The organism is Rufibacter aurantiacus (assembly GCF_017916345.1).
GTDB lineage: Bacteria > Bacteroidota > Bacteroidia > Cytophagales > Hymenobacteraceae > Nibribacter > Nibribacter roseolus.
Genome location: NZ_JAFMSV010000005.1, coordinates 389,729 through 402,427 on the forward strand (window position 1 = coordinate 389,729; position 12,699 = coordinate 402,427).

11 protein-coding genes are annotated in these 12,699 nt (G+C 53.6%); all 11 read right to left on the reverse strand.

Features of this window, described 5'->3' with window-relative positions:
• Positions 1-48 precede the first annotated feature (48 nt).
• The 11 genes from J3P34_RS20530 to J3P34_RS22405 all read right to left on the reverse strand — a co-directional run bounded on the left by J3P34_RS20530 (position 49) and on the right by J3P34_RS22405 (position 12,635).
• Complete coding sequence (locus J3P34_RS20530; RefSeq protein WP_210464540.1) at positions 49-1,602, reverse strand: GNAT family N-acetyltransferase; 1,554 nt, start codon at positions 1,600-1,602, stop codon at positions 49-51.
• 220 nt (positions 1,603-1,822) lie between these two features.
• Positions 1,823-2,479: a CoA transferase subunit B gene (locus J3P34_RS20535; protein WP_210490501.1), complete on the reverse strand. Its 657-nt coding sequence runs from the start codon at positions 2,477-2,479 to the stop codon at positions 1,823-1,825.
• 121 nt (positions 2,480-2,600) lie between these two features.
• Positions 2,601-2,882, reverse strand: coding sequence for a four helix bundle protein (locus J3P34_RS20540; RefSeq protein WP_345890387.1), 282 nt, complete (start codon positions 2,880-2,882; stop codon positions 2,601-2,603).
• Positions 2,883-2,970: 88 nt separating this feature from the next.
• Positions 2,971-3,663 (reverse strand): CoA transferase subunit A, encoded by a 693-nt coding sequence (locus tag J3P34_RS20545; RefSeq protein WP_210490503.1) that lies wholly within the window; start codon positions 3,661-3,663, stop codon positions 2,971-2,973.
• A 115-nt stretch (positions 3,664-3,778) separates the two neighbouring features.
• Positions 3,779-4,183 carry a hypothetical protein gene (locus J3P34_RS20550; protein ID WP_210490504.1) on the reverse strand — a complete coding sequence of 135 codons (405 nt, stop codon included), beginning with the start codon at positions 4,181-4,183 and terminating at the stop codon, positions 3,779-3,781.
• 97 nt (positions 4,184-4,280) lie between these two features.
• Positions 4,281-5,207: a bifunctional riboflavin kinase/FAD synthetase gene (locus J3P34_RS20555; protein ID WP_210490505.1), complete on the reverse strand. Its 927-nt coding sequence runs from the start codon at positions 5,205-5,207 to the stop codon at positions 4,281-4,283.
• Positions 5,185-5,895, reverse strand: coding sequence for a tRNA pseudouridine(55) synthase TruB (gene truB / locus J3P34_RS20560; protein WP_210490506.1), 711 nt, complete (start codon positions 5,893-5,895; stop codon positions 5,185-5,187). Before truB ends, J3P34_RS20555 begins: the two co-directional genes overlap by 23 nt.
• Before the next feature lie 2 nt (positions 5,896-5,897).
• Positions 5,898-6,737 carry an undecaprenyl-diphosphate phosphatase gene (locus J3P34_RS20565; RefSeq protein WP_210490507.1) on the reverse strand — a complete coding sequence of 280 codons (840 nt, stop codon included), beginning with the start codon at positions 6,735-6,737 and terminating at the stop codon, positions 5,898-5,900.
• Positions 6,738-6,953 (reverse strand): DUF3098 domain-containing protein, encoded by a 216-nt coding sequence (locus J3P34_RS20570; RefSeq protein ID WP_210490509.1) that lies wholly within the window; start codon positions 6,951-6,953, stop codon positions 6,738-6,740.
• Between the two features lie 14 nt (positions 6,954-6,967).
• The gene (locus tag J3P34_RS20575; RefSeq protein ID WP_210490510.1) at positions 6,968-7,867 is read right to left on the reverse strand and encodes a cell division protein FtsX; all 900 of its coding nucleotides are present in this window, start codon (positions 7,865-7,867) and stop codon (positions 6,968-6,970) included.
• Between the two features lie 217 nt (positions 7,868-8,084).
• Positions 8,085-12,635, reverse strand: coding sequence for a translocation/assembly module TamB domain-containing protein (locus J3P34_RS22405; RefSeq protein ID WP_210490511.1), 4,551 nt, complete (start codon positions 12,633-12,635; stop codon positions 8,085-8,087).
• Positions 12,636-12,699 lie beyond the last annotated feature (64 nt).

A 12,699-nucleotide genomic window follows, 5' to 3' on the forward strand; every position in this document is an offset into this window, starting at 1 on the left:
AGCGAAGGCCGGTACGTACCGGCCTTCGCTGTTTTGGGGCTGTTTTGATTAAATCTCGGTTAAATCGTCTTCTTTCTGGTGCAGCCAGCTCAGGTTGTACAAATCCTTGCGGCGGTCTCTCAGGTTCCTTACGCTACCGGTGGTGTTCAGGTCTTTGAGCAGGTCAAGGTCCAGGTCGGCAATGAGGGTCATCTCCGTGTTGGGCGTAGCCTCCGCGATGATGGCATCGTGCGGGAAGGCCACATCGGAAGGGGAGAAGACCGCCGATTGCGAGTACTGGATGTCCATGTTCTCCACGCGCGGCAGGTTACCCACGCTACCCGTAATGGCCACGTAGCACTCGTTCTCAATGGCGCGGGCCTGGGCGCAGTGACGCACCCGTAGGTAAGCGTTCTTGGTATCGGTCTGGTAAGGCACGAAGAGGATCTTCATGTCCTGGTCAGACAGCATACGCGCTAATTCTGGGAACTCCACGTCATAGCAGATCAAGAGACCAATTTTCCCGAAATCGGTATCAAAGACGCTCAGCTTGTTTCCTCCGCGCATGCCCCAGTACTGAGACTCATCAGGGGTCACGTGCAGTTTGTACTGCTTGTCATAGGTACCATCGCGGCGGCAGAGGTAGCTCACATTGTGGAGTTTGTTGTCAATGTACTCCGGCATGCTGCCCGCAATGATGTTGATGTTGTACGCCAGAGCCAGGTGAATAAGACGCTCCCGGATACCATCGGTGTAGCCGGCCAGCCTTCTGATAGCGGCTGATGGCGTACTCTCGTCTGAAAGGGCCATCAAAGGCGCGTTGAAGAACTCGGGGAACATGACCAGGTCGGCCTTGTAGGAACTCACCGTATCCACGAAGAATTCTACCTGCTGCTCAAAATCCTCCAGAGAAGTCATCTGGCGCATCTGCCACTGGATTACCCCAATGCGCACCACGCGTTTGGTTCCGCCCACCAGGGTTTCCTTCTCCTCGTAGTAGACGTTGATCCACTCCAACAGGGAGGCATAGGCTTTGGAGTCTTTGTCCTGGGGCATGTAGCCTCTGATAATCTTACGTACGTGGAAGCCGTTGCTGAGCTGGAAGGTAAGGATAGGGTCATAAATCTCCTTGTTTCTTACCTGCTCAATGTACTTGCCGGGCGTCATCTTCTCTGAGTGCTCTTTGTAGCCCGGGATACGGCCGCCCAGGATAATTCCCCGCAGGTTCAGGTTCTCGCAAAGCTCCTTACGGGCATCGTAGAGGCGACGGCCCAAGCGGAGGTTGCGGTACTCTGGGTGCACGAAAACGTCAACACCGTAGAGGGTATCGCCATCCGGGTCATGGGTATCAAACTTACCGCCACCCACAATCTGCTCATAGGTGTGCTTGTCGCCGTACTCAGAATACTGCACAATCAGGCTCAACGCCGCGGCTACCACCCGGCCCTTGTCTTCAATACAAAGCTGCCCCTCGGGGAAGCGCCTTAACAGGGAGGCGAATTCTTTCTGGGTCCAGGAGCCCCCTATGTTGGTGTAGACCAGCTCCATGATTTGTTTCACTTCCTTGTAGTCAGAAGTGGTAAGCTGACGGAGAATTAACTTATGTTCGGTGTTTTCACTCATGTTGGTAAAAATTCATTAAAAACGCTTCCTGCCAGTGGGGGCCTGGTTTCAAAAGTGAAGCCAGCGCCGCAGACAAGGCGTTCTATCAAAGGTTCAACGGCTCTAATCCGGCGTTAAGTTAAGCGTATACGGCGGTTTGGCTGTGTTTTCCTGAAAACAGGCGGAAAAAGGCTTTTGCGCTTAGGTCCACTGGCTTTAGGCCGATTGGTAACAAAGATAGTTACACATTAATTTCCGGAATCTCACCTTCCACGGTTAATTTTCCGGCGGTGGCCGCTTTGATCTGCTCCACGGTGACGCCGGGCGCCCGCTCCAGCAGTTTGAACCCATCCTCGGTGACTTCCAGCACAGCCAAATCCGTGACAATTTTCTTCACGCAACGCAAGCCGGTGATGGGCAGGGTACAGTCTTTCAGAAGCTTTGATTGCCCGTCTTTGGACGTATGTTGCATGGCCACGATGATGTTTTTGGCCGAGGCCACTAAATCCATGGCGCCTCCCATGCCTTTTACCATCTTGCCCGGTATTTTCCAGTTGGCAATGTCGCCGCGCTCCGAAACCTCCATGGCACCCAACACCGTCAGCTGCACATGCTCACCCCTGATCATCCCGAAGCTCTCGGCGGAGCTGAAGATGGCCGAGCCCGGTAAAGTTGTCACCGTCTGTTTCCCGGCATTGATGAGGTCTGGGTCCACCTCCTCCTCGGTAGGAAAAGGCCCCATGCCCAGCAGCCCGTTCTCGCTCTGCAGCACCACGTTCATCCCCTCAGGGATATAGTTGGCCACCAGGGTAGGTATCCCGATGCCCAGGTTCACATAATATCCTTCCTGCAATTCCCTTGCAATCCGTTTGGCAATGCCGTGTTTATCTAAAGCCATGGTTAGTGTGCTAATGAGTTAATGTGCTGATGTGCTATTTGTAATGGTTAATTGTGAAATGTGATATTTAGTTAATGTGCTATTTGATTTTTGAGGAGGAGATGATTCTGGAAAGTAGTTTCTATAGTTCTAACAGCTTCTCCAGTCTGTCCTCGATGGTAGGATACTGTTGGCTGTGTTTACTGAGCAAGAGCCAGTAATCCGTTTCATTTGCTTCTTTGGCGGCAATCTTGAGTTTATGGACAAAATCAGCGCGGCTCTCCGCGTGCTGGGCTTCCCAGACGTTGGCGCCAACAGAAGTGCCGCTTTTCAAAAATTGGTTGGCCACCACAAACTTCCGAAGTTCTTCCAGCGATTCGCTGTATTGAACGATTGACAAGGCAAAGTCAAATGACTTTGCCACAATGACATTCCCTTTCTTAACAGGCTCATTTTCCATTATTGATCAATTATCAAGGAATAGCACATGAGCACATTAAAAAATTAGCACATTAACGAGTAGTTCTTTGCTCAATGCGTTTCTCGTAATTTTTGCCTTGGAAAATGCGCTGGACGTAGATGCCGGGGGTATGGATCATGTTGGGGTCCAGTTCGCCTACGGGGACCAGTTCCTCTACCTCGGCGATGGTGATCTTGCCGGCGGTGGCCATCATGGGGTTGAAGTTACGGGCGGTGCCTTTGTAGATGAGGTTGCCGGCGGTGTCGCCCTTCCAGGCTTTCACCAGCGCGAAATCGGCTTTGAGCCAGGATTCCATGAGGTACATCTTGCCGTTGAACTCGCGGCTTTCCTTGCCTTCACCCACCTCGGTACCGTAGCCGGCCGGGGTGAAGAACGCTGGGATGCCCGCTCCGCCGGCCCTGATGCGCTCGGCCAACGTGCCCTGCGGAATCAACTCCACCTCCAACTCGCTGGAAAGCAACTGGCGCTCAAACTCGGCATTTTCGCCTACGTAGCTGGAGATCATCTTTTTCACCTGGCGCCGCTGCAACAGCAACCCGATGCCGAAGTCGTCTACCCCGGCGTTGTTGGAGATACAGGTGAGGTCTTTGATGCCTTTGCGCAGGATTTCCTGGATGGAGTTCTCAGGGATACCGCACAGGCCGAAACCGCCCAGCATGAGGGTGGCGCCATCGGGGATGTCTGCACAGGCTGATGCGGCGTCTTGTACTACTTTGTTTATCATAGAATTAGGTCAGTATCTGTAGGAAGTATATAATCTTTATTTATAAAGCGAAGTTGCTGGCCATCCCTCTGGTTAGGGCTTCTTTTTAAGAAAACAGTCTTGAAATGAACCCAGCTCATGGCATGCGGCGTGCCGACATCATTCCGCCAAAGTAAGCCATGGGCAGGAAAATGAGGAAAGCGACTATTTTAAACCAGAGCGGGTAAGAAGCGGGCAGGAGATTGGCCAGGCCCATGGCCAGTAAAAAGATGCCCACCAGCAGGGCATGCAGAATTAATCTATGATGGGTAACCCTGGCTGCCACCATACCCCCGAAGAAAGAGCCCAGGGCAAAGCCTAGTAAGTTCACTAAAAGACCTTCAGTGGGGTATCCGGGAAGGGAACCAGCTATGACATTCACTTCCGGAACAATGATTTGCGCCGGAGTAGGGTAGAGCTGCTGGCTCATGGTCTGGACCAGGCTGATGGTAAATACGCCAACCGCCGTTCCGCCTAAAACTGCGAGAATGCTTCTGAACATGGAACAGTCTAGTGTTAGATGAAAAACCAGCCCCCGGCTTCCTTACCCCTCTTCCTTTTTCGTGAAAGCCCGGGGTGAAGTTACGGATTTGCCAGATTTATCCTAACACTTGTAAGGCTGCTACCTTGTCTAAATGGAGTTGTTGGGTAAGTGCCTCCAACCCATCGAATTTCTCTTCGGCGCGCAGGTAGGAGACAAAGGAAAGGGTGATTTCCTCGCCGTACAGGTCAGCCTCAAAATCAAAGATGTTCACTTCAATGGTTTGTTTTGTGCCCTGCACCGTTGGGTTCATGCCGATGCTCAGCATACCCTTGAATCGGCCCATTGGCGTTAGCACTGTGACGGCATAGATGCCCTGGGCGGGCACCAGCTTCAGCTTTTCCTGGGGCTCCACGTTGGCGGTGGGGTAGCCAATGGTGCGGCCCAGTTGTTTGCCTTTGACCACGGTACCGGCAAGGGAATAAGGTCTGCCCAGGTATTTGGCGGCAGTGACCACGTCGCCGCGCTCCAGTGCGGTTCTGATTTTGCTGGAACTCACGCCCACGGCGTCAATATCTTGGCGCGGGATTTCCTCTACAGTGAAGCCGTACCGCTGGGCATTCTGCTGCAGGTAGTCAAAACCGCCCTCCCGATTCTTCCCGAAACGGTGATCATAGCCAATTACTAGTTTCCTGGTCCCGATGGCCTGGATCAGAATCTGCTGGATGTATTCTTCTGAGGAGAGCTGCGCGAACTCACGGGTGAAAGGCAGCAGTAATAGGTAATCCACCCCAAAAGCTCTCAGGGCCTCAATCCGTTCCTCAATGGTGGAAAGCAGGTGGAGGGAACTGTCCTCGGGGTGCAGCACGGTGCGCGGGTGGGGCCAATAGCTAATCACCACGCTCTGCCCATCGCATTGGCGGGCAGCCTCAATAAGCCGGGACAGGATCTTCTGGTGGCCTATATGGACGCCATCAAACGTACCGGAGGTGACTACGGCATGGGAAAGGGAAGGAAAGTCTTTAAGCTCCCGGATGACGATCATAGTGCGCCTGTTGTTTTTCGCGGAGCTCCTGAAGTTGATCTAAGCTCATGGCATCCTCCAAACGGTAGTCCCCAATGCGGGTCCGCACCAACTTGGAGAGGTAAGCCCCGCAGCCCAGTTTAAGACCAAAGTCCCGCGCCAAACTACGGATATAGGTTCCTTTGGAGCATACTACCTTAAAGTGCACTTGGTTGCCCTCCACGCCGGTAAGCGTAAACTCTTTGATGGTGATGCGCTTGGATTTGATCTCGGCTTCCTCGCCACGGCGAGCCAGGGCATAGGCTCGCTCGCCGTTCACCTTCACCGCCGAGTAAATAGGAGGGGTCTGGTCGATTTCGCCCAGGAAAGAAGTAGCGGCCTCTCTTAGCATTTCCTCGGTAAGGTGCTCTGTAGGAGCGGTGCTATCTATCTCGGTTTCCAGATCGAAGGAAGACGTAGTGTGGCCCAGGACGAACGTGCCGGTGTATTCTTTTTCCTGCGCCTGGATTTCTTCAATGCGCTTGGTGAACTTACCGGTGCACAAAATCAGCAAGCCAGTGGCCAATGGGTCCAACGTGCCAGCGTGGCCTATTTTCTTGATGCGAAGAGCGTACTTGGTTTTCTTGACCACGTCAAAGGAGGTCCAGGTAAGGGGCTTGTCTATCAAAAGAATGGCCCCGGCCTCAAAATCATACGGAGTTTCCTGCATTACTATAACTGAATATCAACCCCCATGGACAATAACAACAGAATCACCAGGCCCACCAGAATGCGGTAGTAGCCAAACAGCTTAAAGCCGTGTTTGGTCAGGAAGCCTACAAAGAACTGGATGGCCGCCATGGCTACCAGAAACGCCACTATATTGCCAACCGCCAGCACCTGCCACTCCTGCGGGGTGATGGAGGCAAAGCCCGCCTGGATCTTGGGGAGGTTAAACTTAACTACGTCTGAAATCTCCAGGTGCAGCAGATCGGTGAGGACGGTGTAGGTAGCGGCAGCCAGCATGGTGGGAACGGCCATGAAAAAAGAGAACTCAGCCGCCGATTTGCGAGTCATGTGCTGGGTAAGTCCCCCAATGATGGAAGAAGCCGACCGGGAAACCCCTGGAATCATGGCAATACACTGAAACAGGCCCACCACTAACGCATTCTTATAGCTGGGGGTAGTCACCGGCCTTGGACCTGCTTTGAACCAACGGTCCACAAAGATGAGGATCAAGCCGCCCAACAATAGACTTATGGCTACAATCTCCACCCGCTCCAGCATGGCGTCAATAACGTCCTTCAGCACAAAACCAATGGCCAGCGCCGGAATCACGGCTACCATCAATTTTTTATAGAAGTCAAAGGAATTGATGAACCGTCTCCAGTACAGCACCACCACAGACAGGATAGCCCCAAACTGGATGGCCACGGTAAACATCTTGGTGAACTGAAAAGCACTGATGCCCATCAGGCTGGAGGCGATGACCATATGCCCGGTAGATGACACCGGTAAAAACTCCGTCAATCCTTCCACTATGGCCAGGATGATGGCTTGCCAAATACTCATTTAAACGTTTTTGCGGGGTTTTGCCAGAATAGCGAAGAATTGGATAATGAAACCTACCACCAAAACAATAGGCCCCAGGGTGAGTCCCAGGAAACCGTAACCATACGGCTCAGTGTCCATAGCCATGAGTATGAACCCAATGGCCATCACCACTAAACCTAAAATCATAATCTGGTAATTGCGCCGACCGAAAGAAAAGGGGGTCTTGTTTTCCATAAAGGATATTGTCTTTAATATAAATCGTCTAGAGAAGCCCGGAGGTACTTTTTAACCGCCCGGTAAGAACTGAAAAAGCCCAGCACCCCGCCCAGAATCAGCAACGCGGCCATGAGCAGCAGCATCTGGCGCTCATCACGGAGCAGGTAGAGTTCGCTAATCTCGTGGTAGGCGTACTGAAGCAAAGCATAGAGCAGGATGGAGGCCAGTGCCCCGCTTACTAAGCCCTGGAAAGTAGCCCGGTTCAGGAACGGACGCTGAATGAAAAAGGAAGTGGCGCCCACCAACTGCATGCTCCTGATAAGGAAGCGCTGGGAGAAAAGGGCCAGTTTAATGGTGTTGTTGATAAGGATGATGACCACCAGCACCAGAATGCCCGCGAAGGCCAGCAGTACGATGCTCACCCGGCGCAGGTTATGGTTGATGGAATCTATAAGGCTTTCCACGTAATCCACTTCGTACACACCCAGGGTGTTCTGAAGGTCCTGCTTTATCTTTTTGAGGTTTTCAGAGGTGGCAAACTCAGGGTTAATGCGCAGGATAAAGGCGTCGCGGAGCGGGTTTTCGCCCAGGAAGGTGAGGAAATCCTCGCCGCTCTCGTCTATGAATTCTTTGGCGCCCTGCTCTTTGGACATGAACAGGACCTGGGGTTGGTTTTCCTCATAGGCGATGTACTCTTTGCGGCCCAGCGTCTTTTTCAGCTTCTCCACCTCCAGCGGGGTAATGTCGCGGTCCAGGTACACCTGCACTTCTATATTCTGTTTCACCAGGTTAGAAAGCTTGCCGGCATGGATGAGCAGCAGCCCAAAGGAACCTATTACAAACAACGCCAACGTGATACTGAAGATCACCATGGTGTGCGGGTAATTGCCTAGCTTTTTCTTGCGGGTATGTTTGAGCGGTTTAGCAGCCATAAAAACGTGTGCCGGCAAAAATAGTAATTATTTAGAAGAAGAACGGCGCACCAGCCGTTTTTCCCCTGATTTCTGAAAAAGAGTCCTAAAACCGAGGCCTTGCCCAAGCCTCTGCCGATTCACTTTTTAACTACCTGAAACCAGCTTCTTCTGTCCTCTGAAAGGTTTTTACTGCCTGATTTAGGGCCGATTTTTCAGAAACAGACCCTAAACCATCTTAAAGGTCCTGGATGCTGGTAGGTGTATCATCCTGGATTTGCAGGATGCGCTCACGCTCGGCGGCGCGTTGGGCTCGCTTACTCAGCTTGCGGCGCCGGAAAAGCTCCCCGAAACGGTCAAAGTTGGCCTGGTGCAGCACGCTTACGGTCTGGCGGCTGGCGGTGGCGTTCGCCTCGAAGTCCCGCGGGGTAGTCTCGTAGGTGGCCCGCAGCCTTAACTGACCACTCTGGCTCAGGTAATACTCCACTGACCAGTCGCCGGCGGCGGTGGAGCGATTGTTGCCCAGGCGGTTGTTGTTTACGCTGCCCTCGCGGGTTACTTTGAGGCGACCCTCCAGGAAAGTATAGCTCAGCCGCAGCTGCACATCGTCCAGAACCTGGTTTCCGTTGCCGCTCACCCCAATGTCCACTTCCAGATTGCTGTCTATCTGCGAGAGCCAATAGCTGAGCTGGTTTGAGAAAAGCTCGCCCACGCTGCTGCCCAGATCCCCCACGCCCAGACCTACCTGTAATTCATCCCTGGCTGATAATCGCTTGAAAGCCAGCAAGGAGAAGACCTGGCGGTTCAGTTCCTGTTCATCGTTCCTGATGTTGTTCAGGTAGCGGGTGATCTGGTCTTCCAGCAAGCTGGGCGTATCATTGAACTCCAGGTTCAGCCTGATTTGGGGGGTGGTGAGCGGCCCGTCCAGGTCCATTACGGCCGTTACCGGGTAGCGGGAGCGCGCCGCCGCACTCTGCTGCTGCTGCTCACTTAAATCAGCCAGAATAGGAGCCAGGGAAACCCGTTGGGTGTACTCGGCGGTGATGTTGAGGAGCCCTTCCAGCGGGTCGCCGTTCCAGGTGACGGTGCCGCCGGGCCGCACGTTGAATTCCTTGTTGATCACGCCCAGCAGGGTGAAGTTGTAGCGACCCTGCACGATCTCGTAGTTCCCGTACATGGCAAACTCACCGCGGGTGTCAATCTCCATCCGGAGGTTGCCGCGGCCCCGGCCCCGGATGATATCTCCCGTACGCTCGTCAAAGATGAGTTCTATGTAGGCGTTCTCATTCACGTCCAGGTTGAAGTTAAGCCGGATGCCGCTCAGATCCACGCCTCTTTTCACCAGGGTGGTGTCCCGGGCAGTGGTGGTATCCTGCCGGGCGGGGTTGTTGTTCACGAACGTGATGAAGTTCTGCCGTTCCAGGGCGGTGGTGTTATCCAGCGGAATGGCGATGTTGGTGCGTTCCTCGCTGCGGGCGGTCACATTCACCTGCAGGTTAGAGGTGGCGCCCAGCGCGGTAACCTCGCCCGTGGCGAAGGCGGTTCCGTAGTACAGCGGGTTATCGGCACGGGTGGTGTTCAAAACCATGAACTTGTTGAACCGGGCCCTGAGGTCCAGCACCATGTTCTGGAAGCCATCATGGAAAATGCCACCGTTGAGCACGGCCACGTTGTTATAGATGTCTCGCACGCGCACATTCTGGAAAGAAATGTCATTCTCAGTGAAATAGACGCGGTCAGAGAAAGTGTACTTTGTTTTGAGGTAATTGAACACAAAAGAGCCATCGGTGACCATCACCGAGCCTTTCAGGATGGGCCCGGAGAGTCTCCCCGAGATCCGCACGCGGCCGTCCATGGTTCCGCCCAGGTCAGACATGATGGTTTTGAGAATTGGCTCTACCAGTTTCATCTGGGCATCGTCTAAGACGGCCAAAAGGTCCAGTTCATCTTTTGGGGCACTGGGGGCATAGGTACCTGTGAGGGAGAGCACTTTCTTGTTTTCGCGGCTGATGCCCAGGTCCACGTTCATGCGGTGCAGGCGGTTTTCCCAACTGGTGGTGCCCGCTACGTTACCGATGAGCTGATTCCCAATCATAAATGTGTCCACGGCCAGTTGCGATGACAGCTGTATTTCATTGTAGAGGTCCCGGATCTGCAGCTCGGCATTCAGGCGGCCGTCTATTTTGTCTGGGAGGAGCGGGTTCAGATTCTCCAGCCGGAAATTGGCCAGACTCACCGTGAGCAGGTCCTGCGGATTCCGGGACAGCACCCCGAAGATGTTCACGCTCTGCGGCCCGTTGGACAGGGTCACGTTATCAAAACGCACGGCTCCGCCGTCAAACACAATGGTGTTGTTGGGCGAGATGTTCCAGACTTTGTCCAGCACGTTGATGTTGGACTGGTTGAAGACCACCTGGATCTGGTCCCGCTCAAAAGACACGTTCCCGCTGATGTTGGCGCGGTTGGTGGTGCCCGTCTGGGCGATGTTGCTGGAGAACCTGATGAGGCGGTCGCTCCAGACGCCTTCCACATACAGCTTCTCGGTATCGCCGGCGCTGCCCAGTTTCTGCCGCTCAGAAGTGATGAGGGTGTTGGCCAGCACATCGGGGCTATTCCAGAGCTTGGAGGAGGTGACTTCCAGGTTATTGCCGTAAAACTCATTCTTGCCGTAGAAGATGGTATCTATCTGGCTTACAAGTGTTAACATGGTGGTAGGCCCGTTTCGGAAAGTACCTTTCATAGTAGAAAAGTCAGAGATGGAAACATCGGGCAAAAAGGCGTGCAGCACCGGGTTGATTCGCCGCAGGTGCACATCCAAATCCACCTCGTAATAAGCCGGGGGAATAGGGGACTTACGGCGGTAGTAGTTGTCTATTCTTAAGGGGTTGTTCTCCAGGTTCAGGCGGTATTCTTCATAAAGCGTCTCCAGGTCACGGAAGAAAGTGGAGTACAGGAAATTACCGCCCAACTGCAGCGCCAGCACCTCAGAGCCCACGTGCAGCTCCCGGATACCATTATGAAAGTGCGACTCAATGGAAAGCGAGTCAATGGCTACCTGCTTGCCGCTGTACAGCAGTTTGGTGTTCTTGAAGTTGGCCAACCCATGAATCTCGTCCAGCTTAATGCCCGTGAAGTCAACGTCAGCGACGGTAGATACCACAATACCTTGTTTGGTGAAGCCCAGGGCACGCAGATCGGCGGTTTTGATGTTGGTTTTCAGGTCAAAGACCTGACGGTTGTTCTGCATATTGATCTGGCCCGTGGCCGACATTTTCAGGTTGGGGTCATTAATGCTGAGGTCGCCATTAAAGGTCTGGCGGCTCAGGTCACCGTTCACCACAATGTTGCGGAAGTTGTAGTTGTTGAGGTCAATGGCGTTGATCTTGGCGTCCATGTTCAGGCGGGCCGTCTCCAGACTGAAACCGCTGCCCTGCAACCTGCCATCTAATGCTACTTTTTTCAGTACGCTGCGGTCACCCAACAAACCACCCACGTCAAAACCGCCCGTGCGCAGGTAACCCCGGTACGCCGAGCGGTCAATGTTGTTCTTGTCAAACTTGAGGTTGATATCGGAGACCAGGTTCCCTAGCGGGGTTTTAAAGGAGCCGTTGGCCACGAAGTCATTGTAGAAACCGGTGAATTCGCCTTCTAGCCGCACGGTGCCCGCCCGGGCCGCCATCTCATAGGCTTTGTTGGGCAGGAACTTCTTAATGTCCCTGGCATTGATGGAGCTGGGCCCCAGGTGCAGATCGGCGAAGGTGTTCTTGAAATTGGGCAAACCGTCGGCCGAGACATCGCCGGTGATGTGGGTGTACTGGCCGTAGCGCAGGTCTATGTCCCGGGCATCGAAGTTCCGCACCTTGCCTTTGACCTTACCGGAGAGCAGCACCTTTTCGTTCAAGTCTTTCAAAACCGGGGCAAAAAGGGCGATGTCATCTGAGGTGACGTAGGTGCTGTCAAAGTTGGCCGTCACGTTCATGCTGTCGTTGAACTCCTTGAAATTCCAGAAGACCCGGTAGTCAAAGCGCACGTATTTGGCCAGGTGGCTGTTGTTCACGCGCAGGTTCAGGTTGTCCCACTCCCAAAAAGTAGGGGCGAACGTCATGCGGGTGTCCAGGTCTTTGAGGTAGGTTTTGGAATTCCGGTCCATAGTGGTGAGGCTGGTGACCACGGTATGGATGGTGTCTCCTTTGAGGTTGATTTCCGAAAAACGGCCATTAATCCGCTCCAGGTCCATGTGCTGGTAGTCCAGGCCATAGTCAGTGCGGGGTGAGTTGTAGTTGTGGTAGGTGAAAAGCCCATCCTTCAGAACAATCTCGTCAATCTTGAAATCGAAGGGCGTTTTGGCCTTGGTGGTGTCTTTGGTGATGAGGTTAGACAAAGCCGTAATGAACGTGCTCATGTTGAGCGTATCGGTGCCTTCGTATTTGATGAGGTTGGCCTCGGGCCGGGTAAGGGTGAGCGAGGCGATGTGCAGCCGGTCGGGCTGGAATTTCACGGTGGGGATGGCCAGAACTTTGTCACTTCCTACCGGAATGCGCCACTTGTCAGCCTTGAAGAGTTGGAAAAAGCCGATGTTCGCATCCACTTCGCCCACGTAGAAGAGCGTCTTTTTCTGGCGGTCCAGCACCCGCACATCGTTGAGCAGCACGCTCTTGAAGAACCTAATGTCCACGCTCCCGATGGTGACCTGGTGGTGGATGGTCTGGGAGAGGGTCTTGGCCGCTTTCTGGGCTACTTTGGTCTGAACCGACGGAAAACGCAGCGCCAGGACGAGGGTACCCGCCACTACTACCACCAGGATTAGCAGGCCCAGAATTATTTTTAACAGAGCTTTTGCTATAACTTGCGGG